Genomic DNA, 15,460 nt, shown 5'->3' with positions numbered 1-15,460 from the left:
CAATGGCAGCAAAAAAAATTAGATCAAAAGAGCGCGATGCAATTATACAGTCTCTTAAATCGGGTGTTACCCCAAAAGTCGGCATACAGCATATACAAGTAGGTCGTGGTAATGAGCTTAAAGCGCTCATTAAAGATATCGACAGAGTGACAGAGGGCGGCTCTGCTTTTCGGTTAATTATTGGCGAATACGGCTCAGGTAAAACATTCTTTTTAAGTGTAGTAAGAGCGATAGCATTAGAGCGCAAGTTAGTTACTGTTAATGCAGATCTATCTCCTGACCGTCGTATTCATGCATCATCTGGACAAGCCAGAAACTTGTATTCTGAGTTAATGAGAAACATGTCTACTCGTAATAAGCCTGATGGTAATGCATTGACCAGTGTGGTTGAAAAGTTTATTACCGAGGCACGAAAAGAAGCAGATAATACAAGCAAAGAAATAACCACAGTGATCCACGAAAGGCTCGCGTCTCTCTCTGAGCTTGTAGGTGGTTACGACTTTGCAAAAGTTATAGAAGCATACTGGACTGGCCATGAAACAGATAACGAGCAACTTAAGAACAACGCTGTAAAATGGTTAAGAGCAGAATATGCAACAAAAACAGATGCTCGCAAAGATCTTGGTATAAGAAGTATTATCTCAGATGCGTCGTTTTATGACTCTCTAAAGCTTATGAGTTTATTTGTAAGGCAAGCTGGCTATGAAGGGTTATTAGTTAACCTCGATGAAATGGTAAATTTATACAAACTCAATAGCACCCAAGCACGATTATCAAATTACGAGCAAATTCTAAGAATACTCAACGACTGCTTACAAGGATCGGCTGAGTACTTAGGGTTTTTACTCGGTGGTACACCCGAGTTTTTACTTGATCCAAGAAAAGGGTTATATAGCTATGAGGCGCTGCAATCTCGTTTAGCTGGCAATACGTTTGCAAAGCAAGCTGGTGTTATTGATTACTCATCTCCAGCATTGCATTTGGCAAGTTTAACGCCAGAAGAGTTATTTATACTACTTAAAAACCTGAGACATGTTTTCGCATCAGGTGATGAATCGCTATATTTAGTTCCTGACGAGTCCCTTAAAGCATTTTTAGTCCATTGCAGTAAAACAATTGGAGACGCTTACTTCAGAACGCCAAGAAATACGATCAAAGCGTTTTTAGATATGCTTGCCGTGATTGATCAAAATCCAAACATTTCGTGGGACAGTTTAATAAAAAATGTTGATATTGCAGAGGAAAAACCTTCCGATGTAGAGCTAGACATTGAACCTGAAGACGATGAGTTAGCTGACTTCAAATTATGATTGACGCACACGAAAAGCTCGATTTGCGCATTCAGCAGTGGATTTTTAAACAAGGTTGGGATCGGCTCAGAGAGATACAATGTTTAGCAATTGACCCTATTCTTTCAGGCAATACTGATGTGCTTATTAGTGCCTCTACTGCCGCAGGTAAAACCGAAGCATTTTTTTTACCTGCAATAAGTAGCATCGCAGATCAAGTAAGCGGTGTAGGCATTTTATATATCAGCCCGCTAAAGGCGTTAATAAACGATCAAGATCGAAGGCTAGAAAGCTTGTCAGACTTGTTAGACATACAAGTTACACCTTGGCATGGTGATAGCCCTCAAGGTCGAAAAAATAAGCTGAAACGAAATCCATCTGGCATCATGTTAATAACGCCAGAGTCCCTAGAGTCATTATTAATAAGAGACAGTGGCTGGGTAAAATCTGCTTTTCAGAATTTAAAGCATATAGTTATAGATGAATTTCACGCATTTATTGGTACTGAGCGTGGCCATCACTTATTGAGCTTACTGCACCGCTTAGAGCATTTGCTTGGCCGTCTAAACGCACCAATACCCAGAACCGCTTTAAGTGCCACTTTAGGTGACTTAGAAAGTGTCCCGGCATCTTTAAGACCCAATAAATCACTGTCTTGTAAAATAATAAAGCAAACGCAGTCTTCATCAACGTTAAAAATGCAAGTGAAGGGATACATTGAAAGCGCTGTAGTAACAGATGAGGCGGTTACTGCGGAGCAAAGCGTATGTAACGATTTATATGGCCTTTGCCGAGGTGGAAACCACTTAGTGTTTGCAAACAGCAGAAGTCGCACCGAAAGCATTGCGACCACTCTTGCTGAGATGTGTGAGAGTAACACTGTGCCTAACGAGTTTTTTCCACATCATGGCTCGTTAGCCAAAGAAATGCGAGAAACACTTGAAGCTCGGCTTCAGCAAGATCAAATGCCCACTACAGCAGTGTGTACTATGACTTTGGAGTTAGGCATTGATATAGGCAAGGTTAACTCTGTCGTGCAAGTTACTGCGCCGCATTCTATTGCAAGTTTACGGCAGCGCATGGGTCGTTCAGGTAGGCGTGGTGGCGCTAGTATTTTGCGAATGCTGATAACTGAGGCTGACCTTACAGAAAAATCGAGTATTGTAGATAAACTGCGGCTTGAATTGGTTCAATCGCTAGCGATGATACGGTTATTGGTTGCAAGTAAGTGGTACGAACCAGCAGACACTTCGCTCTATCACTTTTCAACATTACTTCATCAAGTTTTAGCTCTCATCGCGCAATGGGGGGGTATAAGAGCAGATCAAATCTACGTATTACTTTGTAAAGACGGTCCATTCCAACAAGTTACTGTTACACATTTTAAAGATTTGCTATCTCACATGGGTAAGGTAGATCTTATTACCCAGTTAGGAAGTGGTGAACTGGTTTTAGGTTTTATGGGTGAAAAAATAACAAATCATTATACGTTTTATGCCGTTTTTAAAACCCCTGAAGAATTTAGAATTATAACGGGTAGTAAAACACTAGGGACATTACCCGTAGATAGCCTTATTTTAGAGGGCCAACATATTGTATTTGCGGGTAAACGTTGGGTGGTTGAGCTAGTCGATACAGACAAAAAAGTGATTTCAGTACAGCATGCAAAAGGAGGGAAACCACCTAAATTTGGTGGTTCAGGGATGGCTGTTCATGATGTAGTGAGACAAGAAATGCTTAAAATTCTGGAAGAAGGTGACTACAGAGTTCAAGTTGGTGAACAAAGAATTGAATTTGGTGATGCAGTTGCTCAAGCACTTTTCAAAGAAGGTGCTGACTTTTTTAAAACTGCAAAACTTGAAAGTACGCATTTCTTACAGTATGGCAATACAGCCGTTGTTTTGCCCTGGGCCGGCGATAAGGTTGTAAATACACTCGTTGCAGTACTAATACACAAAGGGTTTGGAGCAGGTGCATTTGCAGGAATTATAGAAGTTGAGAATACCTTAATTGATGATGTCATCAGGGCTCTTAAAAGCTTTCGGGATGATCAAACCATATCAGCAATTGATTTAGCTGATGCTATTGCAGAAAAAGCCATAGATAAGTTTGATGAATATTTACCTCAAGAAATTCTTGCAAAAGGGTATGCCGCTAGAGCATTTGATGTAGAGAAGGCCCGAGTATTAGTCAAAGAATTGCTCATGGCAAGATTTAAACAAGCCAAAGAGGTTAAATTATGACTTCATACATTATATTCATCAATGTCCGCAAATTGCACTTTGCTGAAGCCTGCTGTAAGCGAGAATCAGCCATTGAGTGAATAATTAATGACTAATTCCCCTCTTTTTTATATGTTCAAATTACCCGTCTTAAGCATAATATATATAGCTAGCAATAACTTATGCTTTTTGCTATTAATATAAGCTCATAAAATAAGGGTGTTTTCGCGCTAAAATAGAGAAATAGTCCTCTGATAAAGCTGTTATGTTTTTAATTTAATAAGGAGTGTTAATGTCAAATATAAATTTTTTTAAAAGCCTTCCGCTAATCGCTGCAATTCCTACTGCAATGATATTGGGTGTATCCTCACTTTTTTTCGGAACAAAGCTAATACCTATATTTTTTCAAGTTACAGATTTAATTCAAAAAGGTGAACCTATAGGTTCAAAAGGTGCGGCTGTAATTGGTATGCTCGCACTTATGGGGTGTTTTACTTACGCCTTAGCATTAGGTTTTCAATTATCCCAAAAAAGAGTGATAGAACTTGTATATGACAAAACATAACAAGTGACTATGAAGCCACTGTCCGCAATTGGCACTCTCCAGCCACTCGACAACATAAAATGTTGATAATAATTGGCAAGGTATTTTACTGTGTCGGATGGCGCTTCGCTTATCCGACCTACACTGGCACATAGCCGGAGTTGATATAAAAGCCAAACGTTCAGCTAACCCAATACAAAGCTGATTAAATCTGCTCTACAGAGTAAATCATTAAGTTAAAACCTCAGTAATTAGCGAGTACTCCCTTTATTTCAGTTTGAGATACCCAAGTTAGTAATACTTATTTCTGATATACTCAGTCAGCACTTTTACTCAAAAGGTAATAGTCTTCAGCTTGCAACTCAATGCAAGTTAACTCACTGCTCTTCATTATTTATTGTCAAAATTACACCTTTGTAAAATAGAGTTGGTTCATCCGAGCCAAAAACGTACAGAAAAAACACCGCCTAAGTTTATTGGCGAAGTATGATGATTCGTTGATGAACTCAAGCGTACTTACTTTATAAACAGGACTTAGCATGAGTGAATTAACTATCGGCGTTATCGGAACATCCCGCAAGACAGATGAAAGACGGTATCCTATTCACCCAGAGCACTTATTACGAATTCCCGAAAATCTTAGAAAACAAATGGTGTTTGAACAAGGCTATGGCACCGCTTTTAATGTTAGCGATGAATATATTGCAACGTTAACGGGTGGCATTGCATCTCGCAGCGAAATACTTACCCATATTGGCACTGCCATTATCGCAAAGCCTGTACTTGCTGACTTAGAAGAAATGCGCGAAGGAGGCACTATTTGGGGTTATGCCCACTGCGTTCAACAGCATGAAATAACACAAGCGGCAATTGAACGTAAACTTACCTTAATTGCTTTTGAAGATATGTATGTGTGGTCACCACAAGGAAATGTAGGGCGCCATACTTTTTATAAAAACAATGAAATGGCAGGGTATTGCGCTGTAATACATGCTTTGCAACTTAAGGGTATTGATGGTCATTATGGCGATCAACGTAAAACGATTATATTTAGTTTTGGTGCAGTGAGTAGAGGCGCTATTTACGCCCTTAAAGCGCATGGTTTTAGAGATATTACAATTTGTATTCAGCGCCCTGATCACGAAGTCCGTGAAGAAATATTAGATTGTCACTATGTTAAGGTACGAGAAGGTCTTGAAGGAGAAGCTCGCATGATGGTTGTTGAACATGATGGGACTAATCGACCACTTAGCGATCTTATTAGCGAAGCCGATATTATCGTGAACGGGACTTATCAAGAAACAGCTCATCCGGTTAACTTTGTAATTGAATCAGAAGCCGACTGCTTAAAACCTAACAGCTTAATTATTGATGTTAGCTGTGATGAGGGAATGGGATTCTTTTTTGCAAAGCCGACAACGTTTAAAAACCCTTTATTTCGATATAACAACACGGATTATTATGGCGTTGATCATACACCGAGTTATTTATGGGAAAGCGCGACGCGTTCAATCTCTGCGGCGCTCATTGTATATTTACAAACGATACTTAAAGGTGCTTTGCAGTGGCAAAAAGATGAAACCATTCGCCGTGCAATAAACATTGAGCAAGGAATAATTAAAAATACGGCTATTTTGGCATTCCAAAACCGCGAAAATATTTACCCTTATAACGTAATAACACAATGATTATATCTATCTCTAATCTAATTTTACGTAAGATTAATTAGGGGTGTGCACTTCGTCTTAATGTGAGTAATTTTAAGGCGAAGTGTTTGTTGACTGATAGTAAAACTGGAGAACTTAAATCTTAAAAGTTTTTATAAAACGAACACCCACAATTTATAAGGCTACCTGATATGCCTAACGATTCTAAAAATATACTAAATCGTGGCTTAGACTATATGCACGACCCATTTTCTAATTTTATGCGTGCTCAAACCACCTCTAGTTTGTTTCTTCTGGTATCTACAATCATTGCACTATGGTGGGCAAATTCAGCTTATTCAGCTACCTATCTGAACTTAGTGCATACGCCTATTGGGATCTCATTAGGAAACTTTGAGCTAAAAACCTCGCTTAAACACATTATTAATGATGGTTTGATGGTGATATTTTTCTTATTGCTTGGGCTTGAAATAAAACGAGAGGTACTTGCTGGAGATCTAGCTGAGCCCAAAAATAGACACATGCTCATTTTTTGCGCCATAGGCGGAATGGTCGTGCCGGCTGGTATTTATTCGTTGTTTAACTGGGGGCAAGATTCACTGATTGGTTGGGGTATACCCATGGCAACCGACACTGCGTTTGCATTAGGTGTGCTTACAATTGTAAGAAAACATATACCAACAAGCTTGTTGGCTTTTATTGTAGGTCTTGCGATTGTTGACGATGTGGGGGCAATACTCGTTATTGCCGTGTTTTATACCCAAGAAATATCGGTGATGTATTTGTCATGCGCCGTTGTTCTATTTACTTTTTTAGTAGCCGCCAATTATGCCGGAATAAGACAACCGCTTTTTTACACTATAATTGGTCTTGCCACCTGGTGGATGATGTTACAGTCAGGTGTGCATCCTACTGTAGCAGGTGTTGCTATTGCTTTAACGGCTCCTGCACGCTCAATGTTGGGCTCAGGAAGGTCGCTTGAAAAGGCAAAAACAACCATTACCTCTATGCAAAAAGAAATAGAGAAAGTAGATGTTCTGGCTAGCAGGCAGGATCATAAACAGGTACTCGAAATTCGTGATTTAGCCGAAAATGCAGGTACACCTTTGCGTCGGTGGGAAGATGTGCTGCACCTGCCTGTCGCACTGTTTATTTTACCGCTGTTTGCTTTAGTTAATGCGGGTGTGGTTTTTAACTTTAGTTCATTTATTGAAAGTCTCAGTGATCCCGTTGGCTTAGGTATTATTAGTGGTCTTGTTGTTGGTAAGTTTATTGGTATTTCGGGTGCGTGTTGGCTTGCTTTACGCTACAAAATAGGTTGCTTGCCTGAGGGTATCAATCTCCAGCATGTTATTGGTGCTTCACTTATCGCTGGGATTGGATTCACCATGTCTACCTTTATTGCTACGTTGGGGTTTGATGGGCAAGCCGAGCATCTTCATAACGCAAAAACATCGGTTTTAGTGGCTTCGGTTCTTTCTGCAATACTTGGGGTTTTATATATTCGAGTGGTTGCCTCAAAAAAGAGCAATAAATCAATTAATTCAACGCCATAATAGGGCGTGAAGGGGCTAATGGGTATTCAATAATGTGTACTCATTAGTTGTACTTAACCCTTTATTTATCAATTAAACCTATTGTTTAAAACACGCTATGTGGCGTACCGAACAGACCAATTAAAATAAATACGCTAATGTCTTACTAAGGTTTTTTGGCTTTAAATTAATCTATAAGTGCATGAATTTAAATCTTAAAACTATTCCTTAAATCATTACCCCTAAATTATTACCCTTAAATTATACAGAGGAAGTTATCACCTAGATTGCGAAGCACGTTGGCGCTTTAGGCTAGGGTCTGTTGATCTTTGCGGGTTAAAATTTGTTCAAACTAGGGGCTATTTAATCGCGGCGCGAGGTTTGTAACCTAGTGGGCTAAGTAAAAACCGAGCAACAAAGAGTAAATAGCCCCTAGAAAGAACCCTTTGGGCAGCGCCTGTTTGGCATTAATGCTACGTTATCGCCCATTTATGGGGAATAACCACACTACATAGGCTCTGCCTTGCCTAAATACCAAACAGACTGCTGCAAATTTAACCTTGAAAGATCAACAGGCCCTAGGGCTTATGACAATCTAAAGTAGTAATAAGGCTCCATATTTTTGGTTTCTTAAAAAGGAGAATATTATTTCTACACAAAACGAAAATAGTCCAAATTCTAAAAGTAAAAGCGGTCCGCCAGATATCGATAAAGTGATGAGCGGTGCGTTTCAAAAGTATAAGAAGTTGCTGAGTGGAAAATTTAGCACAAGTTTAACCATAGTACTGTTTTTGGGATTGATTGCTACAGGCTATAGCGCAGTCTATACCGTTCCCAGTGATTCAGTTGCTTTGGTATTAAGGTTTGGTAAGTTTCAAGAAATTCTGCCTGCGGGCTTACATGTAAAAATCCCATTAGGTGTTGATCACGTCACAATAGTGCCTACCAAGCGGCAATTAAAGCAGGAGTTTGGTTTTTCTACTCCAGGAGCCTCCGACCCAGATCAAAATATTAATCCTGAAAATAATATTCGCGCATTTGCGCCAAAAATTTCACCTGCAACAAATCAACGCGAAGAAACCCAAATGGTAACGGGCGATTTAAACACTGCGCTGATTGAATGGGTAATTCAATATCGGATAGCCGATCCCCAAAAGTACTTATTTGAGGTGCGCGACCCGGCAGGCACTTTACGATATGTGTCTGAATCAGTTATGCGTGAAGTTGTAGGCGATAGAACTGTAGATGAAGTAATTACCATTGGCAGGCAAGGGATTGAAATTGAGGCATTACAAAAAATGCAGGCATTGGCAACCAAATATGTAATGGGGATTAGTATTGATCAGGTTCAACTAAAAAATATTAACCCACCCGTACCAGTACAAGGGTCGTTCAATGAAGTTAATCAGGCTCAACAAGAGAAAGAAAAGTTGATTAACGAAGCGCGTCGCGAATATAACCGCGTTATTCCGCTTGCTGAGGGGGAGCGCGATCAACGAATAAGAGAGGCTGACGGTTATCGCCTTAAGCGAGTTAATGAAGCTGAAGGCGACGCTCTGCGTTTTAATGCGCTGTTTGCACAGTACCAACTGGCACCTGAGGTAACACGCAGACGAATATATATAGAAACAATGACAGATGTTATGCCAACGATAAAAAATAAAATTATTATCGATAGCGAAGCACGCGGTGTATTACCTTTACTCAATTTAACTTCACTAAAAGGACAGCAGCCATGAAATCTTATTTAATCGTTGGCAGCAGTATTTTAGCTGCACTTGTAGGGGTTACTTTGTATAGCGCTTTATATACGGTTAACGAAGTAGAGCAGGTCGTTATTACTCAGTTTGGTAAACCGGTTGGAGAGCCAATTAGAGAGGCGGGTATTCAACTCAAAATGCCTTTTGTTCAGCAAGTTAATTTTATTGATAAGCGCGTGCTGGAATGGGAAGGAACACCTTCTGATATGCCGACCAAAGATAAGCTTTATATTTCTGTAAGTCTTTATGCGCGGTGGCAGGTTACCGATCCGTTGCAGTATTTTTTACGTTTAGGTGATGAGCGAAGCGCACAGTCTAGGCTCGATGATATTTTTGGTAGTGAAACGCGTAATGCAGTAGCCACACACGAATTAATCGAAATTATTCGTACAACGAAAGGTCGCCAACCTTTGCGTGACTCGTCACTCACCGAGGCTGAAAAAGAGCAGAATATTGGTAGTTTAGTGCCTATAAGCATGGGACGTTTAGTTGTCGAGCAAGATATATTTAATGAGGCGGCAAAAAAAGTGCGCGTATTTGGTATTGAGCTTATGGATATTCGCTTTAAACGTATTAATTATAATGAAAGTGTACGCCCTAAAATCTATGAACGTATGATCAGCGAACGTCGTCAAATAGCAGAACGCTTTTTGTCAGAAGGAAAAGGCGAAGCTGCCCGTATACAAGGTAACAGAGAGCGAGACTTAGATAAAATTCAATCTGAAGCCTACCGAGCAGTAACAGAAATTAGAGGTAAAGCTGATGCTAAAGCAGCCGCTATTTACGCCTCAGCCTATAACAAAAATGATCAAGCAGTCGCATTTTATGCATTTACCCGTTCGTTGCAGGCGCTTGAACTTGCCCTTAGCCAAAACACAACATTGGTATTATCGACCGACAGTGAGCTATTTCAGTATTTACAACACACTCAGGCGAGTGAGCCTAATCCTAAAAATTAGCATGCTTCATATTAAAATATTGTATAGATATCATTAAACTTAGGAGCAATAAATGCAAATTGAAACAATTAGAGATGTACTCAATTGGACCGTTTTATTTCACAAAAACTTAAAAGATAGCCTAAACCAGAGCTCTAAACAAAATAAGGATGAGGGAGCACGAATGATGCTTCGCTACCTATCTGAGCATGAGGAGAGTTTAGAGAATATTGTACAAGGATTTGAAAATACGGCAGACGTAAAAGCGCTAAACACCTGGTGTTTTGATTACATTGAAAAGCACTCAATTATTGAGCGCGTTGATTGCAACTCACTCTTTGAAGAGCTAGATATCTCGGACATTATGGAGAAAATAGTAAACCATCATGAACAAGTTATTGAGTTATACATTCATATATATTCTCGTGTAGATATCGAAAGCGCAAAAACGTTGCTTGATACAATAAAAGATATTGAAGAAAATGAGATAAAAAGAATTGTGCAATCGGCTAACCGGTTTTCAGATATGTAATCGACTGATTGAACTGGCAATATTAGTGTATTACTAAGGTGTCAGTTCAATCAAATGTATGTGATATCAATTTATATCAAGGATCTTTTCTTTTAATCGAGTTAAGTAAAATGATTCGGTGTGCTCAACATATCCGGACAGTCAATCCTAGTTTACTCAGTTATACCAATTTGCTTATATACGGGGTCTATTTAACAACGTTATAGAGTGATTTAACTCGTTTAAATTGTTCAAATATTTATGCAGGTTGGTATTAAAATGAGAAGCAGATGATATGGCATGACTATGAATCTACTTACTTTTCATTAGATTATTCCCTCAATCTAATATCTAGTTATAAAGGGCGTAATTTTTTATTTAATATAATACAAAATAATTAAATTTAACTGTACTAATACGGCAGTTGCTTTACAGTTTAAGATCTTGGCGACTCAAATTAGAAGGTTACAACAGACTCATGCGGTTATCTCTAACTCAATCAGCAGCAAGTATTTTATATTTAGGCTTTATTCAGTTTTTTGTTGTTGTAGTAATTTTGGGTGGGTTGGAGAGTATTTTACTTGAAGCACCTCTGATGCCTATAATTTCTATTAGTACCGCTTTAATATCGCTAGTTTTAGGCTCAATCTTAACTTTATTATTTAATTTTAAATTTTCAAAAAAAATTAAATATGTGACTCCTGTATTAGGCATTTTAGGATGTGCTTTTTTCTTAAATTTTCAATTGAGCTTGTGGGGAGTCGTTGACGAAAAGTTTTTTTTAATTAGTGATAATCCATTTATTTCTGCTTTAAATGCCGTTATGGTTTTTTCTTTTTTCTCAGCGCTCATTATTAAAATTTTATGTTCTGCAACGATAACTAAAGGGGCTAAGTTTACCAAAACAGTCATGTTTTTAGTTATCTTTACGGGTGTGTCGTTATGGTACGCTAGTGCAGTAAAAACAGTGAGTAGTGAAGAAGAAAAAGCACGAGAAAAAATAAGCTTAGTGGGGACAATGCTTAATAAAAATCTTGATGAGCATAAAAAGTCATTATCTCGAATTAAGTCGAGATTAGAAAAAGTGAGTCATGATAATTTTTTAAAGCTTGCCGCTGTTGATATGAAAAATTATGCGAGAGATTATAAAATCATCAAAGGGATGCTTATTCTTGATGAAAATCTTACGTTAGTTGAAGGTGACATATTTTCTAAGCAATTTATTTCCAGTGGATTTCTATCAAGTGAGTCTGTAGTGAACTGGTTAAATACAACTACGGATGAAGTTAGATTTGCAGCTAATTCATTAACGTTGAAAACGAGTACGCCGACTATTATGTTTTCGATACCTATAAATTCAGTTACTGGCGGTAAGTATCAAGTTTTAGCTTTACTAGACATGAATTTATTAATTGAGAACAGGTACATAGATTATCTAAATACGTTTGATGTATTTATTGAATTGACGCCTCAAGTTTACTTTTCTGTTAATGCTAAAAAGCAAAACGTATACAATTTAAATATACTATTGAGTTTATACAGTGACTATATTGTAGAAAAAGTCGATGTAATGGGCATTTTAAATCACAATATATATAGTTTTATTAATAACTACTCCGCATTAAAAGAAAGAGCAAAAGTCGAACAAATTATAATTTGGCTTACTTTCATCTTTATCTATATTTTTATACTTGCTTCAGACTCTTCATACCTACTAAAACAACAATCAAAAAAGCTGTTTAAAATGGCTAAATATGATGAGTTAACAGGACTAATTCGCCGAGATGCGCTAGATGATGAAATAAGCGCTAAACAGTCTAAGCAGGCTAAAGCGTTAAACTCACCGTGTGCAATGGTTTTTATAAACCTAGATGGCTTTAGTTCTATAAATAATAGTTTAGGGCATGCCATAGGCGATAAAGTTCTCAAGTTAGTTGCAAGAAGACTTAAAAATAACGCGCTGACAACCGACTCAATAGCACGCTTTGGTAATGATGAGTTTATTCTTTATTACAGCAATATAAGTAAAGATAAACTAAGAGAAGAAATATCAGTATTAATAAGCTCTTTAGCAAACGTTTATTATTTAGAGGACGTTGATATTTATCTTACAGCCAGCGCTGGTATATCGATGTCTAAAGAAAGAGTAGGAAATTCAAAAGTACTATTACAGCATGCAGATATTGCTATGGACAGTGCGAAAACCCTTGGAGGGAATCAGCTTTGTTTTTATCATAAGCTAATGGATGATAAGCATAAAGAAATAGTCCACATTAGAGGAGAGCTTCAAAAAGCGCTTAAAAATGGTGACTTAGAAGTGTATTACCAACCAATCCATAGTTTATCTGATAACAAAGTGATTAGTGTTGAGAGTTTGGTGCGATGGAAAAGTAATGGTGCGTATATTTCCCCGGCTATTTTTATACCTATAGCAGAGCAAACGGGGCAAATATTAGAAGTTGGCAAACAAGTACTAACACAGGTACTTAAAGATATGAGTAATACTGCGCAGTTAAAAAATATTACTGTGGCTGTTAATTTTTCACCCCAGCAATTACAGCTGCAAGGGTTTGTTGCATATATTTGCCAATTAGTCTCTGATAAAGATATAGAGCCACATCGGCTCACCGTTGAAGTGACTGAAACAGTCATGTCAGAAAAAGGGGTTATCGAAGGCGTTCTTAGAGAGCTGATGGCTAAGGGCTTTAACGTTGCGATTGATGACTTTGGCGCTGGGTATTCTAGCCTTTCTTACTTGTCGAGGCAGCCTGCTAATATTATAAAAATAGATCGGGAGTTCACGATTGGTGCTGAGCATGAGGGCCAAGAACGCGCTTTATTAGAAGGTATCATCAAGATTTGTACAGAGCTTAAAAAAATAGTGGTCATTGAAGGTGTTGAAAATGCTGAGCTGATCGCCTATTTATCTCAATTCAGCAGTATAAGGGTTCAAGGCTATTATTTTTCCAAACCAATACCTTTAAATAATCTTATTGATTATATTAATAGCCTAAATAAAACAAGTCATCATAAGTAAAACGAGAATAATCAATTATTACCTTACAACATGGATTAACTCGCTAGCTATGGAGTAATAACATAGCCACGAGCGTCTATTTTTTTACGGGAATATCATTTAATAGCTTTATGATAGCGCTGTTATTACCGAGTTTAGCTAAGTCTAACAGGTAGCTTTTTTCTAGCTCTTGCATTGACTGATCTGCTAATAATTCTTTTACCGATTGTTCTTCCCCATTTGCTATTGAAGTTTCTAAGGCTGCAAAGTTTGCGATTGAGTGTTTAATTTCATTAGTCATAATAAGTCCCGTTCGTTGTGTTTTGTTAAAGCTTCGTTTTAAAAATATTTATATAAAACAATTGTATATTATAAGCTCGCTTTGTTAATGAGCTATTTTATTACCTAAAAATAGATCGCTTAATTAAGCGAATTGGTATTACAGTATCACCGTACATACTGCAATTTAACTTATTGAATAACAAATAAGTCCATAAAGCTGTTTACTGGCGTATTTTCAAGCTTGGCTTGATCTTTACAAAGGGTAAATATGGTTTGGCATTGTTGGGTTGCAAGGCGTGTTGCTAAATTAGATTTGAATTTAAGCTCTAATAATGGAATGCCTTCCTCACGGCGACGGCGATGACCCAAAGGGTACTGCACAACCACTTCTTCTGTTTTACTACCATCGTTAAAGAAAACTTGAATTGCATTGGCAATAGAGCGTTTGTCCGCCTCTAAGTATTCAGCTGTAAAGCGTTTATCTTCTAATACCTCCATTTTGTCGCGTAGTTTATCGATGATAGGGTGCGTGTTGTGAAAGTCGTCCTCATAATGATCGCTAGTTAAGTTCCCAAATGCCAAAGGAACGGCAATCATATATTGTAAGCAATGGTCGCGGTCAGCTGCGTTGGCAAGCGGTCCTGTTTTAGAAATAATGCGTATGGCTGACTCGTGGGTGCGGATCACTATTTTCTCAATATCGTCTAAACGCGACTTTACTTGAGGGTGCAAAATAACGGAGGCTTCTGCTGCTGTTTGCGCATGAAACTCTGCTGGAAAAGAAATTTTAAACAAAATGTTTTCCATTACATATGAACCGTAACCTTGGGAGAACGAAAACGTGCGCTGCGCTTCAGGCTTTAGTGCTTGGTCTTTATTAGTTTTGGAGAAAGAGACATCATAAAACCCCCATTGCGCAGCTGTTAATGCACTGGGTATACCCATTTCACCGCGCATTGCCATATCAGCTAAATAAACTGCTCTGGCAGTTGCATCGCCCGCAGCCCAAGATTTACGAGACCCAGTGTTTGGTGCATGACGATAAGTACGCAGTGCAGAACCATCAACCCATGCTTGAGATATGGCTGCCATTATTTGCTCTCTGCTGCCACCCATCATTTTTGTGACAACAGCCGTTGAGGCTACACGCACCAATAATACATGGCATAAGCCAACACGATTAAAAGAATTTTCTAATGCGATAACGCCTTGAATTTCATGCGCCATAATCATGGCTTCAAGTACGTCTCGCATAGTCAGGGGAGGCTGTGAATTTGCGATTCTGACTTGAGACAAGTGATCGGCTACAGCTAAAATAGCACCTAAGTTATCAGAAGGGTGCCCCCATTCAGCAGCTAACCACGTATCGTTGTAATCGAGCCAGCGGATGGTACAACCAATGTCCCACGCTGCTTTAACAGGGTCGAGTATGAGCGAGGTCCCAGGTACTCGTGCGCCATTAGGAACAACGGTCCCTTTGACAATTGGACCAAGAAGTTTGGTACATTGTGAAAACTTTAAAGCGAGCAGCCCACAGCCTAAGGTATCCATTAAACAATTACGTGCAGTGTTTAGTGCTTCTGCGCTTGATACTTCAAACGTTAATACATAATCAGCGATATCCTGGATAACACTGTCGTAATCTGGGCGAGTGTTATTATCTGTATTACTACTCATTTTGTATCCTTAATTCGTT

At 38.5% G+C, this 15,460-nt stretch carries 11 protein-coding genes; 9 read left to right on the top strand and 2 right to left on the bottom strand.

Annotation, left to right across the window (positions count from 1 at the left end):
• Positions 1-2: 2 nt before the first annotated feature.
• The 9 genes from CXF64_RS19430 to CXF64_RS19395 all read left to right on the top strand — a co-directional run bounded on the left by CXF64_RS19430 (position 3) and on the right by CXF64_RS19395 (position 13,503).
• A complete protein-coding gene (locus CXF64_RS19430; protein WP_101217829.1) occupies positions 3-1,310 on the top strand; it encodes an ATP-binding protein in 1,308 nt (435 codons plus the stop codon).
• Positions 1,307-3,532 (top strand): DEAD/DEAH box helicase, encoded by a 2,226-nt coding sequence (locus CXF64_RS19425; RefSeq protein ID WP_101217828.1) that lies wholly within the window; start codon positions 1,307-1,309, stop codon positions 3,530-3,532. Before CXF64_RS19430 ends, CXF64_RS19425 begins: the two co-directional genes overlap by 4 nt.
• A 271-nt stretch (positions 3,533-3,803) precedes the next feature.
• Positions 3,804-4,076: a hypothetical protein gene (locus tag CXF64_RS20775; RefSeq protein ID WP_133120252.1), complete on the top strand. Its 273-nt coding sequence runs from the start codon at positions 3,804-3,806 to the stop codon at positions 4,074-4,076.
• 518 nt (positions 4,077-4,594) lie between these two features.
• A complete protein-coding gene (locus CXF64_RS19420) occupies positions 4,595-5,743 on the top strand; it encodes a N(5)-(carboxyethyl)ornithine synthase (protein WP_024607592.1) in 1,149 nt (382 codons plus the stop codon).
• Positions 5,744-5,913: 170 nt separating this feature from the next.
• A complete protein-coding gene (gene nhaA, locus CXF64_RS19415; protein WP_101217827.1) occupies positions 5,914-7,278 on the top strand; it encodes a Na+/H+ antiporter NhaA in 1,365 nt (454 codons plus the stop codon).
• Positions 7,279-8,054: 776 nt separating this feature from the next.
• Positions 8,055-8,996, top strand: coding sequence for an FtsH protease activity modulator HflK (hflK, locus tag CXF64_RS19410; protein ID WP_008168365.1), 942 nt, complete (start codon positions 8,055-8,057; stop codon positions 8,994-8,996).
• A complete protein-coding gene (gene hflC / locus CXF64_RS19405) occupies positions 8,993-9,976 on the top strand; it encodes a protease modulator HflC (protein ID WP_101217825.1) in 984 nt (327 codons plus the stop codon). Before hflK ends, hflC begins: the two co-directional genes overlap by 4 nt.
• Before the next feature lie 52 nt (positions 9,977-10,028).
• Positions 10,029-10,487: an ATPase gene (locus CXF64_RS19400; protein ID WP_101162941.1), complete on the top strand. Its 459-nt coding sequence runs from the start codon at positions 10,029-10,031 to the stop codon at positions 10,485-10,487.
• 457 nt (positions 10,488-10,944) lie between these two features.
• Positions 10,945-13,503: a putative bifunctional diguanylate cyclase/phosphodiesterase gene (locus tag CXF64_RS19395; protein ID WP_101217824.1), complete on the top strand. Its 2,559-nt coding sequence runs from the start codon at positions 10,945-10,947 to the stop codon at positions 13,501-13,503.
• Positions 13,504-13,579: 76 nt separating this feature from the next.
• Here the strand turns inward: CXF64_RS19395 and CXF64_RS19390 are convergent, their stop codons facing one another.
• On the bottom strand, positions 13,580-13,783 hold the full coding sequence (locus tag CXF64_RS19390; RefSeq protein WP_024590352.1) for a hypothetical protein: 204 nt from the start codon (positions 13,781-13,783) through the stop codon (positions 13,580-13,582).
• Positions 13,784-13,953: 170 nt separating this feature from the next.
• Complete coding sequence (locus CXF64_RS19385) at positions 13,954-15,441, bottom strand: bifunctional 2-methylcitrate dehydratase/aconitate hydratase (protein ID WP_101163435.1); 1,488 nt, start codon at positions 15,439-15,441, stop codon at positions 13,954-13,956.
• Positions 15,442-15,460 lie beyond the last annotated feature (19 nt).

The sequence above is a fragment of the Pseudoalteromonas sp. GutCa3 genome, from assembly GCF_002836155.1.
GTDB classification, from domain to species: Bacteria; Pseudomonadota; Gammaproteobacteria; order Enterobacterales; family Alteromonadaceae; genus Pseudoalteromonas; species Pseudoalteromonas arctica.
Note: the sequence above shows the minus strand (reverse complement) of the source record. Positions and strands in the feature narration are given on the sequence as shown.

Excerpts from the sequence above, each read along its gene's own strand:
- CXF64_RS19430 (WP_101217829.1), top strand. The coding sequence starts at position 3 with ATGGCAGCAAAAAAAATTAGATCAAAAGAGCGCGATGCAATTATACAG.
- CXF64_RS19425 (WP_101217828.1), top strand. The coding sequence starts at position 1,307 with ATGATTGACGCACACGAAAAGCTCGATTTGCGCATTCAGCAGTGGATT.
- CXF64_RS20775 (WP_133120252.1), top strand. The coding sequence starts at position 3,804 with ATGTCAAATATAAATTTTTTTAAAAGCCTTCCGCTAATCGCTGCAATT.
- CXF64_RS19420 (WP_024607592.1), top strand. The coding sequence starts at position 4,595 with ATGAGTGAATTAACTATCGGCGTTATCGGAACATCCCGCAAGACAGAT.
- nhaA (WP_101217827.1), top strand. The coding sequence starts at position 5,914 with ATGCCTAACGATTCTAAAAATATACTAAATCGTGGCTTAGACTATATG.
- hflC (WP_101217825.1), top strand. The coding sequence starts at position 8,993 with ATGAAATCTTATTTAATCGTTGGCAGCAGTATTTTAGCTGCACTTGTA.
- CXF64_RS19400 (WP_101162941.1), top strand. The coding sequence starts at position 10,029 with ATGCAAATTGAAACAATTAGAGATGTACTCAATTGGACCGTTTTATTT.
- CXF64_RS19395 (WP_101217824.1), top strand. The coding sequence starts at position 10,945 with ATGCGGTTATCTCTAACTCAATCAGCAGCAAGTATTTTATATTTAGGC.
- CXF64_RS19390 (WP_024590352.1), bottom strand. The coding sequence starts at position 13,783 with ATGACTAATGAAATTAAACACTCAATCGCAAACTTTGCAGCCTTAGAA.
- CXF64_RS19385 (WP_101163435.1), bottom strand. The coding sequence starts at position 15,441 with ATGAGTAGTAATACAGATAATAACACTCGCCCAGATTACGACAGTGTT.